Genomic DNA, 16,825 nt, shown 5'->3' on the forward strand with positions numbered 1-16,825 from the left:
TGGATCAGGCCATGTCAGAAGTTGCCCTCGCCACAGCCCCGCTGACCGCCCCACCGGTCATCCGGGCTCTGCTCGCAAAGCTCGCCATCCCCTACACGGAAGTTGCTGAACACCCTGGCCTGAATCCTGCGCAAAAGGTGCAGGCTGTGCTGCTGGAAGATGCGGTGGGTGCACTGATGGTGCTGTTCCCCCAAAACCAGTTGCTCGACCTCAACCGTCTCGCCGAACTCACCGGTCGCCGCCTCATCGCGGTGTCGCCGGATCGCGTCAAGCGTATGCTGGACAAGCATGAGCTGAGCCTGCTGCCAGGCCTGCCGGCACTCACCAGCTCGCCGTGCCTGTACGAAGGCAGCCTGCTCGACGAGCCGAGCCTGCTGGTGCATTCGGGCGAGCCAGGGCTGCTGCTGGAGATCGCCAGCGATGCGTTCAAGACCATGCTCACCAAAGCCAGCGCCGCAAACTTCGGCGAGCCGCTGAGTAATATCCGACCGAACCTCGACCGCCCCAATGATGACCGTGAGGAAATCACCCAGGCGATGCAGGCGTTCACCGCTCGCCGTATCCAGCAGCGACTGGAAGCGACCATCGAGATTCCACCACTGGCTGACACCGCGCAGAAGATCATCAAGCTGCGCGTCGACCCTAACGCCACCATCGACGACATCACCGGCGTGGTCGAGACCGACCCGGCCTTGGCGGCCCAAGTGGTCAGTTGGGCCGCGTCACCGTACTACGCGTCGCCCGGCAAGATCCGTTCAGTAGAAGACGCCATCGTGCGCGTACTGGGTTTCGATCTGGTGATCAACCTGGCACTGGGCTTGGCCCTCGGCAAGACCTTGAGCCTGCCCAAAGACCACCCTCACCAGGCCACGCCGTACTGGCACCAGTCGATCTACACCGCCGCCGTGATCGAAGGCCTGACCCGCGCCATGCCCCGCGCACAGCGCCCGGAAGCAGGCCTGACCTACCTGGCCGGCCTGCTGCATAACTTCGGTTACCTGCTGTTGGCCCACGTGTTCCCGCCGCACTTCTCGCTGATCTGCCGCCACCTGGAGGTCAACCCGCATCTGTGCCACAGCTACGTGGAGCAACATTTGCTGGGCATCAGTCGCGAGCAGATCGGTGCCTGGTTGATGCGCTACTGGGACATGCCGGACGAACTGTCCACCGCCCTGCGCTTTCAGCACGACCCAACCTACGACGGCCAATATGCCGAATACCCGAATCTGGTATGCCTGGCTGTGCGCCTGTTACGCAGCCGAGGGATTGGTTCTGGGCCGGATGAGGCGATCCCGGATGCGTTGCTGGAGCGCCTGGGGTTGAGCCGTGACAAGGCTGAAGAAGTGGTGAGCAAGGTGCTGGATGCAGAAGTGCTGTTGCGTGAGTTGGCGTCCCAGTTCACTCAAAACTGAATCTGTCGCCTCTCAGATAGCTATCGGGGGCGGTGCGACTTGCCCCCGATGAATCCAACTTGGTTTCCCTGAACGCCTACTTCTTTTTCTTCGGCTTCAAATACTTGGTCAACCCCTGGAACCAGATCACCAGCGCCGGGTTGCCCTTGATCTGGATCGACTTGTCCTGAATCCCCGTCATGAACGCCAGTTGCTTGTTCTTCGCCTGCATCGTGGCGAAGCCGTACGCGGCATCTTTAAACGCAATGGCGAACGCCGGCGCAGGATGAACACCTGAGCGGCTGGTAATACGTTGGTCTTTGACGATGAAGTGACGGGCAACCTTGCCGTCGAGAGTCTGCAACTGGAACGCCAGGTCTTTATCACCCAACTGTTGCTGGAAGGCGGGATTGGTCCGGCTGGCTTTGCCCATCATCAGGCCCAGCACCCAGAGGAGAAGACGAAATTTCATAAATGCACAGCCTCGGAATAATAAGGACTGGCGCAGTTTAGCGATTCGTTCAAAGAACGCCACCTCGTCATAGAGGGCGCGGGCAATCCCACAAGTGCGCAATTTAATGACTGCTTAGTCATTGTAGAGCTGACGCATAGCTTACGTTCGATAACAGAATAACGAGTATTCGAAAATTATATAAAAAACTGTTAATTCCAACAGTCGACGCGTGACTTTTTTATAACCAAGCTGATTTTCCATACTGTCAGCCACATTAATAAAGGACACGCATCATGAACTCAAACATCCCGCCGAATGAAATAAATTTTCACCTTATACTGGGCCCAATAGATCACACACTCTCGATGCCGCCCACTATAAGTATAAAAGATGGAAAGCTAACAATAAGTGGTTCCCGTTTTGTATTAGGCGGCGGTCCGGCAGGTGGACTTCATGCTTTTAGCATGATTATCACTGAAGGTCTGACTGCAGGAAATTACGACTTGAACGCCGAACAAAAAGATATAGTAATGACTTATGTAGCACCAAGATCAAACATAACTGACAACTTCACTAATGAAAGCGGCTTATTAACACTTAACCAAAAAGCCACTATTGAAAATATAGACGCTATCTTTAACTGCAAAGCGGTAAATGTGAATGCCGACATTAAAGACAGGGCTAAATTGAATCAAGGCATAATACTGTTCAATCAGTCGGCTAAAATAACAGCCACCGGCGAGCTGAAGGGAACTATTGAACCTGGCAACTACCGTTTTACGCCAACTATTTTTTCCATGAAGTTCGTCGAGGCACCCGACCACCCTGGCTTCCTTACGCTTGATGCAGCGGTAGGTAACCAGCGTCTGTTTGTTCATATTCCTAAAGCAAAACTTGGCGACGGCACCACGCAAACGCTACCCATCAATAAGGACGAAAGTGGGAAGTCCGCGCTATCAACCTTACTTTATGGTGATGTATATCATGCAGAGTCAGGTGAAATCACATTCAACTACAACGAGCGCACCCAAACACTCACCGGCGATATGAGTTTCCAAGCCACGGGAACTAACCCCATCCCAACAAAGATAACGTTTTCCAGTAAGGCTTTCAAAGTCACTGGCTTAGACGTTTAAACAGAATTCAACATCAATAAGTCAGCCTGAATACCGGCCGCCACCACTGTTAAGTGAGGCGGCCGTTTTCAATGCTCAGCGTAACCTAAGGCTGTGACTTAAACGTTAGGGCAAGGCACCGGCGCCCAGTCGGCCAGGTTTGGATCGCGGCAAGTGCCTTCGATCTGCGCTTTACCGGCGCTGGCGACCTTCTTGCTCTCATCTTGCTTGGTCTGGGCAGTCTGGAAGGTTTTTTCGGTGCTCACTGCTTCTGTTGGGACAGTTGGAAGAGGCGGCTTCTTCGGCGGTTTAGTGCCTGTACCTTTCTTCTTACCCGGTGTCACAACGGGTTTTGAATCGGCCTGGGCCACGGTGACCACGTCGGCACGCTGTACGCCAACCTGCTGCAGGTCTTTCTCGTAAGCCTGGGTGTAGTTGTTCAGGTCTTCGCTGGCCTTGCCGTTGACTGCAACGATCAGGTCATTGGATTCCTTCAAGCCCGAGACGATTTCCGCCAGGCGCTTGCGGCCTTCGGTGTCGTTGACGGTCTTAGCCTTACGGTCAGCCACCAGCTTGGTGAACGCGCTCTGATAGCACTGTTGCGACGCTTTGGCATACGCGGTGCTGCGGTCGATGTCGGAGGCGCTTTTGTTTACGTCAGCCGCATACGAAGCAATGCGCTGGTTGTCGTCGGCGATCTGCTTCTGACGCTCGGTGTAGTAACCCGCCGCGCCGCCGGCAAGGGCGCCGCCCGCTGCGCCAATGGCAGCATTACGGCCGCGCTTTTCGGAGTCGCCGGTCAGGGCGCCCAGCAGTGCACCGCCGGCCGCGCCGATGGCCGCGCCGGTGACAACCGACTTGGTCATGTTCGAGTCGGTGGCGCGCAAATGCTGCACCGGCTCGTAGCAGTTGGGGTAGTACTCGACCTTGGTGCTGGACGCCACCTTGGAGGCCGGCGATGTGGCGCAGCCTGTCAGCACGGTGCTGAAGCCAGCGGCAATCAGCAACAGGTGACGCTTGGAAACCGCCTTACGGGAAAAAAGCATAGGTTGTGTTCTCTTCTAAGTTTGACTTGCCCAGCGCGGCAACTGCCGCCTGAGTCCCTTCCAAGCTCGCTATACAGCCAACGATCAAGACCGCTGACCGCTCGCTGCGAGCAATTCCTTCAAGATCGTCGCCGGGTCAGCCCGCTGTTGTTTGCGGTAGTTGCCGACATGGCGGACGAACAGTGTCGCGCGCGTCACCAGGCTCTTGCCGAGCACTGGCTTGCGATCCAACTCTTCCTTGATCCTTTGAAACTGCGCCTGGATCACCGCATCGGTGTAGCGCGTGCCCGTCGCCAAGTTGTCGATGTAAATCGCGACCGCGCCGTCGAGGGCACTGCGGCCGTTGGCAATGGCCATATCAAACAGCTTCGCGCTGGCCTCATCCTTATTGTCCAGAGACTGTTGGCGACTCTTCTGCAGGTTGGCCAGGCGGATGTTGTAGTTGCTGATGGTCTCAGCCACCAATGCGGCCGACTGAATCAGGTTGCCCGCCGCTTCTTCGCGTTGCTGGGCGATCAGCGAGACGTTGCGCTTGAGCTCTTCGTTAACCAGCCCCAATTCGGCTTGCAGCTTGGGGTCGACGCTGGCGGCGATGATGCTGTCCAGGCGTTTGGTCGGGTCTTGGGCGTCATCGATGGCGTCGGTCAGCGCGGCCAGGCGCCCTTCCTTTTGCCACTGCGCAAACAACTCCTTGTAACGTGAACGCGGGGCCGACAACGCACCAATCGCCACGCGGAAACCGGTGGTTTCATTGCTTTGCTCGGTGCCGTCGGCGGCGAAAAGCGGGTATTCGCGGCGCATGCCAGTGAACAGCGTGCCCTCGCCTTCCAGGTAGTTGCCGCCCTTGACCACAAAGCCGCCGTAAGTGCCCTGGCGTCGACCGGCATGGACCAATTGGAAAGACTCCTGGACCATTTCTGCCGCGTTGCCGATCACGTCGAACATGCCAATTGGGTTGGGTAATTTGGTGCCAATGGGCATCAGGCGCGCCGCCTGGCCAGTACCGCCGGCGACTTGGTTGAACACGGCGTAATCACCCAAAGGGCCATCGCTTTCGCTGCCTTCAGTGCGACGAGGAAACAGACGCCCCTCCAGATCCTGACGGCTCACCGCCTGGCCACCGCGTGCGGCAAACTCCCACTCCACTTCAGTGGGCAAGCGCACAAAGCCAAGGCCGCCGTCTTCCGCCGACGAACCGCGCCCGCTCACCGGTAGCAAATCGCGGTGGTACTTCATCAGCCAGGCGCTGTACACCGCAGAGAACCGCTCGGCCTCAAACCGCGACAGTTTCACCTTGGGCAAACGCCCGGCCATACCGGTCGGCGCATCGCAGGCCGGCGCCGGCTCGCCACTGGCCAGGGACTGCGCCTGGGCCATCACTTGGGCGTATTGGCGAGCGGTCACTTCGTACTTGCCGATGAAGTACAGCATCGGCTTGAGTGGGGTCTTGGCGTCTGTCTTCGGCATCAACGGCGCGATGACTTTGTTCCAGTCTTTCGGCAAATCCTTGAGGGTGAACTGGCCGTTGATAAAGTCGCGGCGATAGCCGGAAATAAACGACTGCTGGTAACCGGCCTCGCCTTCGGCGAAGGGGTAGCCGAGGCTGATTTCGCGGTCATCCAGCGTGCCTTGGGCCAGCACGTAGGCGTAGCGGAACACCATGTTGCCCTCGCATGGCAGCGGCAGGCTCACGTCATCTGGCAACGGTTTGGGGTTGTCCAGTTTATCGCTTGCTTCATCGGCCCAGGCCATCGAGGCCAGGCTCAGCGCCACGACGGCGCCCAGTAACTTATACATCTCTGATTCCTTCAGAAGCCTGGATACGCGCCACTCGCCAGCCACCACACGCCGCCGCCACGGCGCTGACGCCGAGGACTGCAACCAGGGCCAGGCCGTAATGACGCGCCAGCAGATGACTGGCGTACTCGCCCGGCACTTGCGCAAATAATTTGTTCAACGCTGCTTCGGCCAAGCCATACAGCCCGGCGCTGAGCAAGGCCGCAAACCCTGCGCTATACAGCGCCTGCACCACTACAAACAACAACAACCCGCCGGTGGAAAACCCCAACAGGCGCAGCACTGACAATTCCCGTCGCTTGCGCGCCACGGCGGCCAAGGCCCCAGCGAAGATCGCCGCAAACGCCCCCGCCAACGCCAGCCCGGCGATAACCCAGAATACGATCGACAGGTTGCGGCTCAACGACTGCACCTGGGCGATGGTGTTCGCCTGGGTCGATACCAACACGTTCTGCCCAGCGAAATACACCCGCAGGGTTTCTACATCAGTGAGATTGCGCGCGTACAGGCGAAACGCCGGGTACACCCGCTGCTCACCCACCGCCACCTCTTCGCCCGTCCATCCCAACGCCGGTACGGCGCGACCATCGCGGTAATCTTCCGCCGCTTCCAGCAGGGCCAGATCGGCGAACAAAGCGTCCCGCGCGAAGGCTTCCAGCGGCAGTACCGCAACCACCTGTACCTTTGTGCGCTGCTCCTCGACACGTCCTGCTACCTGGCGGGCAAAGCGGGTTTCCAATAGATCCCCAGGCCGCGCTGCAAGCTTCTCGGCAGCGGTGTGGCTCAGCACGATCTGGTTCAGGCCATGCGGTAGCACCAGCGCACCCAACAACGGATCACCCGGCGCTGTCGGCAGCATCTCCAACGTCAGCGCGCCCACCTGCGCCGTCGCCGCAATCTGCCGCGTACGCGGTATGGCAAACGCCACATCGGGGCGCTGGGCAAGCTGCTCAATCAATGCGCTGCTGAATCGACCACCGCCCAACGGAATAATTTCACGGGTGGCGGGGTCGGTCTGTAAACGTTCGGTCAAACTGCTAACCAGTCCAAATTTCAGGCCGAATAACACCAGCAACGGCGCGATCACCGCCACCAATGCCAGCACCGAACAGGCCGACAGCCACGCGTCGTTGCGGTAATCCTGCCAGGCCAGGGAAGCGATCAAGGGGATGCGCATCAGCACGCCTCCCCAAGGGTGGCGGTGACGCCACCGTCAGCATCGCGGCGGCAACTGATACGCCTAATCTGCAAGCCACTGGCACGGGCCAGAGGTTCGTCATGGGTGGCGATCACACAGGCGGCGCGGTGCTCATGGGCCTGGGCCAACAGGGCGTGCATCACCCGCTCGGCATTCAACGGGTCAAGGGACGCGGTCGGCTCATCCGCCAGCACCAGTTGCGGTGCATGGGCCAGGGCTCGGGCGCAGCTCACGCGCTGGCGCTGGCCCACCGACAGCGCCGAGGGTTTCTTCGCCAACTGGTCACTGATTTCCAACTGCTCGGCCAGGCGCGCCACACTGCCATCGTCTTTCAAGCCCAGCAGTTGCCGGGACAGGGCGATGTTGCCGCGCACATCGAGAAAGCCAAGCAGGCCACCGGTTTGCAGCACGTAGCCCAAGTGCTGGCTGCGCAACTGCGCCAGCCGCGATTGCTGATCCGCACGCCACAGACTGCCAATGTCGATCGCATTAAATTCGAAGTGCCCCACCTGATCCGGCGCCAGGACCAACGCCAGCAAATCCAGCAAGGTGCTCTTGCCGCAACCGCTGGGCCCAACGATCGCCACTTGCTCACCCGCGCGCAGCGCCAGCGCCGGGATCACCAGGCTATAGCGCTGGCTACCGACGCCCCGGCTCTTGTGCACCGCGCTCAGGGTCAGCATTACGGCAGCGTCGACAACGGCACGCGGTACAACGCATCGCCCGGCTCGGCATCGCCGAAACGGACCCAATTGGCCACGTCGTTATGGAAGGTTTCGTAGAGGCGGATTTTCGAATCCAGCTCGTCGATAAAGTCTTCCTGCTCGGCCACGCTCAACGACAACCACAAGTCCTGGGTCATGTTCAGCGACTTGCTGCGGTACGGCAGGCCTTCCAGGTATTCGCCGAGAATGCCGCCATCGGCCAAGTTGCCGCCCTTGCGCAGGGCTTGCGGGTCGCGGCTCATGTAGGCAGAGGCGCTGGCGATTTCCTGGAAGAAATCCTTGGGTGACGTCTGGGTCTTGCGCGCCGCGTCGACGATCAGTTTCAGCGACTGCTGCAAATCGTTGAGCTGCAACTTGGTCAGCATCACGCACACCTGGAACGCCGGCAGCGCCGGGTTGGTCAGGTCGCGATCGGCAGTCCAGGCGCTAACCAGCTGCGGCGCCTGGCTCGCGGTTTTGCGGCCGAGGAAGTCCATGTGCATGGCGTAACCAACGGCGGCAGATTTATCCGCCAAGGTCGGTGCCGAACTGAGCAGCGGGACCGGTTGCGGCGTGTTGCTGCGCACTTGATGCACCAGGTTGGCGAATACGCTGCCGATCTCATCGACACGCTCACCCAACTTGCGCACATCACCACCGGGCACCGGTGTGTACAAGTCGCCGATCTGCGGGTTGGCGTCGGCGGTGAGGATGCGGTACTGGCTCTCGGCGCCAGCGTGGGTTTTCTTGCCGGCGTCGGTGCGCAGGTGCAGAGCGTAAATCTTGATCTGCTTGCCCAGCGCGGCCTGGCGCACTTCGGCTTCGTTCATCTGGGTGGCGGCGAACGGGTCGTTCTTGCGCAGCGCGCCAGCATCGGTGACCAGCAGAATGATGCGCCCGCCATAACCAGACCAGTCCATGCCGTCCACAGCCTGCATCACCCCGGCAAACGCGTCTTCGTTGAACGAATGGCTGGAAACGCTGGACGCTTTGACTTGCCGCGCCATGTCGAGGAAGCGTTGTGGATCACGCCCCTGGTCGAGGCTGATCAGGGTTTTGGCCACGTATTCCAGGCCAGGGGTTTTCTTGATGCTGCTGCGAAAACCGACCATGCCGAAGCTGACGCTATCGAGTTCGCCGCGTTCGGCGATGCGGGTTTGCAGCTCATGAACCACGTCACGGATCTGGTCGATATACGGCTGCATCGACACGGTGGTATCCACTACCAGCACCACCGCAGTGCGGAAGGCATCGGCATTGGCGTTGATCACCGGCGTGGCGGGCTTGGCCACGGCGCTGCTGCCGGGGTCGATGGAAGCGACATTGAGCAACTGCACCGGCTGACCGTTTTCGTCGAAGCTCTCTTTGGAGTCAAAGATCGGCAACAGATAAAACTGGTTCTGCGGCACGGCGCTGGCCGTCGGTTCCAGGGCAAGGATTTGCCCGTTGTCTTCGCTGTTTTTCTGCGCTTTGGCCAGCGCGCTCTTGGCGGCGGCCGGGTCGGCGAGCAGCTTTTCCACTTCCCCCGATTGCCGCAGGAACATCACCGGCGCACGGCCCGAGCGCTCGGTGAACTTGAGCACCAGGCTTTGTTTCCAGTCGCTGACTTGCGAGGCCGGCAACCAACCGTCGCTGCGCCCATCGGTGGCGGTGCCGACGCGTACCCACGGTTGACCCTCAATGTCTTTGCGTTGGTACACGTAAAGCACCGAGAACGCCGGCAGCGCCTTGCCAGCCGCGCTGCCTGCCTCATCCGAAAGCTTCGCGCCCGGCTTGCTGAGGACGCGCTGGAACAGGGTTTTCTTGCCCGCCATCAACAGCGGACGTTGACCGCCATCCGCCTCAACCACTGCCGCTGCAGGTGTTGCTGGGGGTGTTGCTGGGGGTGTTGCTGCGGGGACTACGGCGGCCGGTGGTTTGGCCGGTTCATCATCGCCACTCAGCCACCAATAGGAAGCGCCGCCAATCGCCAGGGCAACCGCCACAGCCACCGCTGCCAGCGCCAACACAGGCCCGCGACGCTGCTCACTGTGCTGCGTCGGCGGCACCACCGGTTGGCGCACTGGCTCGGGTTTGGCTGTCGGGATTTCGATGGACTCCGGCGTGATACCCGCCAGGTCAAAACTCACCGGGATCGGCAGTGGTCGCACCAGCGTGGCTTCCGGCGAATCCGCCGGCAGTTGGTCCAGCGCCAGCAGCAATGCCGCTGCATCCGGGAACCGCTCGGCCGGATCCTTGGCCAACAACTTACGCAACACGCCCTGATAACGACCGTGGTGCACCGGCAATTCCGGCAACGGTTCGGTCAGGTGCGCCAGCGCGGTGGAGAGCGCGTCGGTGCCGCTATACGGCAGCTTGCCGACGAGAATTTCATAGAGCACCACGCCCAACGCATACAGGTCGGCGCGCCCGTCGATCTCCTGGCCCCGCGCCTGTTCCGGGCTCATGTAGCTCGGCGTACCAACGGCGAAACCGGCCTGAGTGAACTGGGTGCGGTCGTCCAGGGACTTGGCGATGCCAAAGTCCGAAAGCACCGCCGTACCGTCAGCGCGGAACAGGATGTTCGCCGGCTTGACGTCCCGGTGTACCAATCCTTGAGCGTGGGCATACCCCAGCGCCGAGGCGATCTGGCGGATCAATGTCACGCCCTGCTCCGGCGTCATACCCGCGGCGATACGCTCCTTGAGCGTACCGTTGGGCAGGAACTCCATGGCCATGTAATACAGCTCACCGACATTACCGATGTCATGGATGGTCACCGTATGCGGGTGCGACAGGCGCGCCAGGGTCTTGCCCTCGCGCAGGAAGCGCTCGCAGAAGCTCGGGTCGGCGGCCAATGCCGCCGCCATCACCTTCAATGCCACCTTGCGCTCCAGCGAGCGCTGGGTCGCCAGGTACACGCTGGCCATGGCGCCTTCGCCGATCTCGCCTTCGATGTCGTAGCCAGGAATCACAATGTTCATGCCGATACCTTCACAACGATGGCGGTGATGTTGTCCGGCGCGCCGCGATTGAGCCCCAGGTGCACCAGGCTGCGCACGATTTCATCCGGCGCGTCGTGGCTGAGCACTTCGCGAATTTCATGGTCTTCGACGGTCTTGTTCAAGCCATCGCTGCACAGCAGGTAGCTGTCGCCGGGGGCGATCAACAGGTCGACTACCGCCACTTCAAGCTGGGCTTCCACGCCAATGGCGCGAGTGACGATATTGGCGCGAGGATGCACGCGGGCGTCGGCTTCGCTGAGCAGGCCGCTGTCTTGCAGGTCTTGCACGTAGCTGTGGTCGCGGGAAATACCTTCGAGCACGCCATCGCGCAGGCGGTACAGGCGACTGTCACCAGCCCACAGGCATACACCGCGCAAGCCACGCGTGGCGAGTACGACCACGGTGCTGCCCATCATGGTCACGCCACGATTGGCGGTTTCTTCGCGCACGGCGGCGTTGATGCGGATCAGGTCATTGCGCAGGGCCGCGGAGTATTCGTCCAGGGAGCGGCCCAACGGCACACTGCGCAGGCTGTCGACGATCAGGCTGCTGACATAATCCCCTGCCGCATGCCCGCCCATGCCATCGGCCACCACCCACAGGCGGTTTTCCGGCAGGTCCAGGCACGCGTCTTCGTTAACTTGGCGCACCATGCCCACATGGCTTTTGCTCGCGGATTTGTACGTCGCCCCCATCTACACCACACCTTCTTGTCCGAGCAAAAACTGCGCAAAATCACCGGCGGCAGGTAAGCCCTGACACCGTAATAAACCAGGGGAAATACGTTCCGACCCTCGGCCCCACCACAGGCTTGCGCCTTCGCAGGCCTGTTCGGCGAGCGCGGTCATGCGCCCATGGGGCACGGTGGCGGACACCCTTTGCAGGCCCGCGAAACGGCTATCGACCGCGCGCGGCTCACTGGCTGGAAAGCCGAGGGTATCGAGGCCATCGTTGAAGCTTTCAAAGGTCGCGCCGGTGTCCAACGTGCTGAGCAACAGCTCTTCGGCATGCTCGAACCACGTGTCCGGCCCGCCTACCAATGAGGCGGGATTGGTGTCGTGATCAAGCAAGGCCACCACCGCCAACGGAAAATAGCGCCCGACCCGATCGATACTCGGCATCACCACACCCGCCGCCGCATCCGGCCCGCACACGCCCGGCGCCAGTACAAAACGCCAAAGCGGACTGACTAGGTAAACGTTGAGCCAATCACCGCCCAGGCTGTTCTGGCTGGCCAGCAAACCCGCGGCCAGCCAACTGTCCCACGGACCGACAAAACTCTGGGGCAATGCGCGGCTGACAAAATCCCCGCGACTGGCCAACTTGCCGTAGAAACCCAGTGTCGTCATAGCCGCTCCGGCAGGCTGAAGCCACTGAGCACGCGGCTCTTGAACGGGTTGAAAGCACTGTTGGCGCGCAACTCGTAGGCGATGCTCGCGCCGTCGACCCGCAGCCGCAGGTTGAAGCGGTCCGGCGAGTTGCCAGCGGTGAGGTCAGATTGCTCCAACAGGCGGAACCACGCCCAAGGGCCGTCAAGTGTCACGCCCGAACGGCCGCTGGCCGATGGCGGCATGATGGAAATGCGCACCACGCCAATGCTGCCGGGGTTCGGCCATTGCATCGCCACCGGGCGGCTTGGACCGTGGTCGTAGCTCAGTTGCTGGCCGTCGAGATCGAGCAGGAACTGGGTGATGGTCGGGTCCATCGACACCGGTTTGAGTTCGAAACGGACGATGGGCTGCGTGCCCCCGGAGCGGAAAAACGCATCGCGGATTGTCGCGGCGCGCTGGAAGGTTTGCAGCACACCCGGCGAGATCCCCAGCTTCTGCGCCGCGCCCGGCTGCCAGCGCCAAGTCTGCGCAGACGTGTCCACATACGGCTGCAGGTATTTGCGGAAGTAGTTATCCATCACCCCGCCCACACCAAAGAACTGCCCGAAGTCATCCAGCGTGGCGTCCCGCGCACTGCCCGGCGACATCGGATAACGCCCCGCCAGGGACTGGCGATACACGTTGACCACTTCGCTGACCCATGCCGCGTTTAGTTGGTTACGCACCCCGCCCATCATGCTGTTGGTGGTGGAGTTGACCACCGACTTGACCATGCCCTGCACCAGCGGCGGCTGGCGTTCGGCGTTCAGACTGACCCGCGTGGCAGCAGCCGCCGCCTGGTTCTTCGCCTCACCGAGCAACGCGTCGCCACTGGCACCGACCATGGCGCTGACCTGCACATACAGCGCGTTCATGTCCGACAACAAGCCATCAATAGCGGCTGGCTCGCCTTCATTTTTACTGACGATGCTGTTGAGTTCGGCAAAGTGCGCGGTGACCGGATCATCCGCTGCCGCCGGCGCATTGGCCGTCGGTTGCTCCTGGCCGAGCAGGCTGCCGAGGCGCTCCTTGAGCTTGTCGACGCCGCCTTCCACCGGCACGCCTTTGGCGGCCAATTGGCGCTCTTCAGTTTGCAGATCGGTTTCCTTGGCCACCGCCACCAGCAGCTTTTTCAGCGGTGAAGTCGGCCCGGAAATTACCCGCAGGACATCGGCCGCCTGGGCCACGCTGGTGATCGGCACAAAGTCGATGTCGGCGAGCAAGGCATCCCACTGGCGCTGGTAGTCCTGGAAGTACAGGCGACGCACATCGGCGGCGAGGCTGACCACGTTCTGCTGATCGGCCTGCTCGCGGCCCAACACCCACTGCTCTTCAGCCAAGGTGCCGGTCTGGTTCAGGCTGCTCAGCAGGAATGCCTGGCGATAGCCCTTGGCGGTGAAAAAACCACTCAACGGCTCGCCCAACGGCTTGCCGCTTTTACGGCTGAACACCAGCGCGGCATCTCGGCCGGCGGCTTCGTTGATACGGAAGTCCGGGATGCCTTCAGGCAGTTTCTGGCGTTTGACCCGGTCGTAGACGCGCTGGGCCACCGGCAGCTGTTGCAACTGGCGACGCAGGTCATCAATCAAGCGCGGATCGAGGCGTGCGCTCGGAGGGTGACGATCAAACAGCGCCTGCAAGTGCCCGGTCAGCGCCTGGCGCTGATCGGCCGGCAGGTCGCGCGGCAGGTTGCGGTCCCAATCGAGGGCGATCCAGGCCTTGATGAAGTCCGGGTCGTAATGCTCGCTGTCGGCGAGCATCAGGTAGGCCTTGAGGCCTTCGTAGAGGAAATCGGAATTGCCACCGCCGTGCAGCTGCTCCTCGATGCGCGTCACCAAGCGTGGCGCGAAGACCGCGATCAACAACTTGCGGTACACGCTGGCGGATTCGGCTTCGAGCATGTCGCCCTGATACAAGCCAAGACCTTCGGACCAGCTCGGCGAGTCGCCCGCGAGGTTCTTCACCGCGTTGAGCAACGGCAGTACGGCGAGGACTTCACGCTGCGCCGGGCTTAGGTTCTGCACGGTCTGGCCCAACGGCGCGACCTTTTGGTCGACCTGGGCGATATACGCCTGGTTGGCGCGATAACTCACCCACCACAGGCCGCTGACCACCACCACCAACGCCACGGTGGCCGCCAGCACGCCGCGCGCAATCCACTTGCGCCGCCGCTCGACCTTCGGGTTCACCCCCACCAAGCCACGCTCGGCAAACGCCACCGCGGTGAAGAGTTTTTCGATGAAGTAACTGCGCCCGGTGCCGCTCTGCCGTGCCAGGTGCTGGCGGTCCAGGTTCATGCTCTGGGCCATGGCGCCGATCAGGCGGTCAATCGGGCTGCCTTCTTGGGTACCGCTGGTGAAATACACACCGCGCAGCAACACGCGCTCTTCAAAGGCGTTGGGTTTGAACACGCCTTCGAGGAAGCTTTGCAGGCAATCCTTCAACGCGCCGAACTGCTGCGGGAAGCCGTAGATCAGGTCGCGCCGCGCCGGGTCGCGCTCCTGTTGCAGACGCTCAACCAAACGCTCATTGAGGCGTTGCTCCAGACCCGCGAATTCGCTTTGCAGATGGGCCAGAGGGCTGTCGCTGTTTTTACCGTCGTCCAGGGCAAAGGTCATGCCCCACACCTGGGCGCGCTCTTCCTTGCTCAGGTTGTCGAAGTACTCCATGAAACCCGGCACCAGGTCGAGCTTGGTCAGCATCAGGTAGATCGGGAAACGCACGCCCAATTGGGTGTACAGCTCCTGGATGCGCAGGCGAATCGCGGCAGCATGGGCAGCGCGCTCGGCATCAGTGCCGAGCAGCAAATCCGAGAGGCTGATGGCGATAAATGCGCCGTCGATAGGGCGGCGTGAACGCTGCTTTTTCAGCAGGTCAAGGAAGCCCAGCCACGCGGCTTTATCCACCGTGGAGTTGCTGTCCTGAGTGGTGTAGCGGCCAGCGGTGTCGAGCAATACTGCTTGATCGGTGAACCACCAATCGCAGTTGCGCGTACCGCCGACGCCACGCACCGCACCGGCGCCCAACTGCGCAGCCAACGGGAAGTGCAAACCGGAATTGACCAGCGCGGTGGTCTTGCCCGACCCCGGCGGGCCGATGATCACGTACCACGGCAGCTCATAGAGATTGCGGCGCTCGTCACCGCCTAGCTTGGCTTTTTTCAGCAGCGCCAGGGCTTCGTCCATGCGCTGGCGCAGGGTGGTGAGCTCTTCGGCAGTGGCCACGCTGTTGGGGTCGGCCGGGGTTTCGGCAGCCAGGCTGCGCATCACTTCGGCCGCTTGGCGCCGCGCCTGGATGATGCGGAACACGCGGTAGGCGATCCACACCGCGAACACCAGGATAATCAGCGCCCAACGGCGCCCTTCCGGCATCAGCACGTCGAGCAACGGCCCGACAAACCAGATGATCAGGCTCAAGGCGATCAGGCCCAGCAGCGGGATCACCCAGCGAATCATAAAACTGAAAAACGCCTTCACTCGACGCCCTCCGCCAATACGGTGATTTCAACCCGACGATTGCGGGCGCGGCCTTCGGCTGTGCTGTTGGTGGCCAACGGCTCGGTGTCGCTTCTGCCCTCGGCACTGAAGCGATCCGCTTGGCCAGTCTTGGCCGCGAGGATTTCCAGCACCGACTTGGCCCGTGCTTCGGACAGCGCCCAGTTGGACGGGAAGCGCAGCGTGGCAATCGGACGATTGTCGCTGTGGCCGGTCACGCGCACCTGGCCCTTCACTTTGCGAATGGCATCGGCGATGCGCAGCATCAGCGGCTGGTAGTCATCGACAATGCTGGAGCTGGCCGATGCGAACAGTTCATCGCCACGAATGGTGACCACGGAACGGTCGACTTTATCTTCAACGGCAACGCGACCGGCCTTGATGTCTTCAGCCAGGAACCCCGCCAAACGCGGCCGCTCGATGACTTTAGGCTGCGCCACCGGACGGTCGATGGCCTGCACCGGGATCTCGCCCAGGGCATGGATATTCTTGAACACCGGCTCCGCCTGCGACGCCAGGAGCATGCGCAAGGTGAACAGCAACGCCAACAACAGCGCCACGCCAATGGCTACGGCGATCCACGGCGGCATGAATTGCGCCAGGCGATCACGGGCCACGGTCACACCACGCCAGTGCGGCGACAGCTCGCGCTCATGCTCGCCACGAGCACTGCGAATCGCCGCAGCGGTGCGCTCGCGCAGGGCTTCCAACTGGCTGCGACCGTCGTTCATCACGCGGTAGCGGCCTTCGAAACCCAGGCACATGCACAGGTACAACAGCTCCAGCAGGTACAGACGTTCCCGTGGGCTTTGCAGGCAGTGGTCGAGCAACTGGAAGACTTTTTCGCCGCCCCAGGCTTCGTTGTGCACAGTGATCAGCAGGCTTTGCTTACCCCAATCGCTGGTGCTGCCCCACGGCGTGCTCAATACGGCTTCATCCAGGGCGGTACACAGCGCATAACGGGCCAGCAGCACTTCGTTGCGCGCCACGCCGGCGGCTTCGGCGCGCTCTTCGAACTGACGCAGGTAGGCCAGCAACTGCGCACGCAGGCTGGCTGGCGCGGGGTGGGCGATGGTGTTGCGCAGGCGCGTCAGCAAAGCCAGCAGCGGGCCGGCGGCGCTTTCCAGCGGGTTGAGGCCCTGGCTTTTGCCGGTGAGCATCGGTGCTGCCGGCATCGACAGCGGAGCCGGCTCTGCGCGCACAGGTTCAGGCGCGCGGCCACCTGGGCGGGGCATGAACTGGGTGCGGTCGTCATCATTGGGATGCATCGCG

Annotated in this window: 12 protein-coding genes; 2 read left to right on the plus strand and 10 right to left on the minus strand. The window is 61.6% G+C overall.

Features of this window, described 5'->3' with window-relative positions; translation table 11 throughout:
• The first annotated feature begins 11 nt into the window (after positions 1-11).
• Entirely contained in the window at positions 12-1,412 is a 1,401-nt protein-coding gene (locus tag AOA61_RS11250) for an aminoacyl-tRNA deacylase and HDOD domain-containing protein (RefSeq protein WP_032884419.1), read from the plus strand.
• A 76-nt stretch (positions 1,413-1,488) separates the two neighbouring features.
• Here the strand turns inward: AOA61_RS11250 and AOA61_RS11255 are convergent, their stop codons facing one another.
• Positions 1,489-1,863 carry a hypothetical protein gene (locus AOA61_RS11255; protein WP_003195530.1) on the minus strand — a complete coding sequence of 125 codons (375 nt, stop codon included), beginning with the start codon at positions 1,861-1,863 and terminating at the stop codon, positions 1,489-1,491.
• Positions 1,864-2,138: 275 nt separating this feature from the next.
• Here AOA61_RS11255 and AOA61_RS11260 point away from each other — a divergent pair, with 275 nt between their 5' ends.
• The gene (locus tag AOA61_RS11260) at positions 2,139-2,981 is read left to right on the plus strand and encodes a hypothetical protein (RefSeq protein WP_143521204.1); all 843 of its coding nucleotides are present in this window, start codon (positions 2,139-2,141) and stop codon (positions 2,979-2,981) included.
• A 98-nt stretch (positions 2,982-3,079) separates the two neighbouring features.
• Here AOA61_RS11260 and tagQ read toward each other — a convergent pair whose 3' ends face one another.
• The 9 genes from tagQ to AOA61_RS11305 all read right to left on the minus strand — a co-directional run bounded on the left by tagQ (position 3,080) and on the right by AOA61_RS11305 (position 16,821).
• Positions 3,080-4,006 carry a type VI secretion system-associated lipoprotein TagQ gene (gene tagQ / locus AOA61_RS11265; RefSeq protein WP_032884422.1) on the minus strand — a complete coding sequence of 309 codons (927 nt, stop codon included), beginning with the start codon at positions 4,004-4,006 and terminating at the stop codon, positions 3,080-3,082.
• Positions 4,007-4,090: 84 nt separating this feature from the next.
• Entirely contained in the window at positions 4,091-5,803 is a 1,713-nt protein-coding gene (locus AOA61_RS11270; RefSeq protein WP_032884423.1) for an SUMF1/EgtB/PvdO family nonheme iron enzyme, read from the minus strand.
• Positions 5,796-6,980, minus strand: a complete 1,185-nt coding sequence (locus AOA61_RS11275) for an ABC transporter permease (protein WP_099601758.1) — start codon at positions 6,978-6,980, stop codon at positions 5,796-5,798. The genes AOA61_RS11270 and AOA61_RS11275 overlap by 8 nt, the downstream gene beginning before the upstream one ends.
• Positions 6,980-7,684, minus strand: a complete 705-nt coding sequence (locus AOA61_RS11280; protein WP_032884425.1) for an ABC transporter ATP-binding protein — start codon at positions 7,682-7,684, stop codon at positions 6,980-6,982. The genes AOA61_RS11275 and AOA61_RS11280 overlap by 1 nt, the downstream gene beginning before the upstream one ends.
• Positions 7,684-10,668 carry a serine/threonine-protein kinase gene (locus tag AOA61_RS11285; RefSeq protein ID WP_099601759.1) on the minus strand — a complete coding sequence of 995 codons (2,985 nt, stop codon included), beginning with the start codon at positions 10,666-10,668 and terminating at the stop codon, positions 7,684-7,686. The genes AOA61_RS11280 and AOA61_RS11285 overlap by 1 nt, the downstream gene beginning before the upstream one ends.
• A complete protein-coding gene (locus AOA61_RS11290; protein ID WP_032884427.1) occupies positions 10,665-11,384 on the minus strand; it encodes a PP2C family serine/threonine-protein phosphatase in 720 nt (239 codons plus the stop codon). Before AOA61_RS11290 ends, AOA61_RS11285 begins: the two co-directional genes overlap by 4 nt.
• Positions 11,385-12,038 carry a type VI secretion system-associated protein TagF gene (tagF, locus tag AOA61_RS11295; protein ID WP_095185215.1) on the minus strand — a complete coding sequence of 218 codons (654 nt, stop codon included), beginning with the start codon at positions 12,036-12,038 and terminating at the stop codon, positions 11,385-11,387.
• Positions 12,035-15,535, minus strand: coding sequence for a type VI secretion system membrane subunit TssM (gene tssM / locus AOA61_RS11300; RefSeq protein ID WP_099601760.1), 3,501 nt, complete (start codon positions 15,533-15,535; stop codon positions 12,035-12,037). Before tssM ends, tagF begins: the two co-directional genes overlap by 4 nt.
• Positions 15,532-16,821: a DotU family type VI secretion system protein gene (locus AOA61_RS11305; RefSeq protein ID WP_032884432.1), complete on the minus strand. Its 1,290-nt coding sequence runs from the start codon at positions 16,819-16,821 to the stop codon at positions 15,532-15,534. Before AOA61_RS11305 ends, tssM begins: the two co-directional genes overlap by 4 nt.
• Between the last annotated feature and the right edge of the window lie 4 nt (positions 16,822-16,825).

The sequence above is a fragment of the Pseudomonas sp. 2995-1 genome, assembly GCF_002742505.1.
Classification (GTDB): Bacteria; Pseudomonadota; Gammaproteobacteria; order Pseudomonadales; family Pseudomonadaceae; genus Aquipseudomonas; species Aquipseudomonas sivasensis.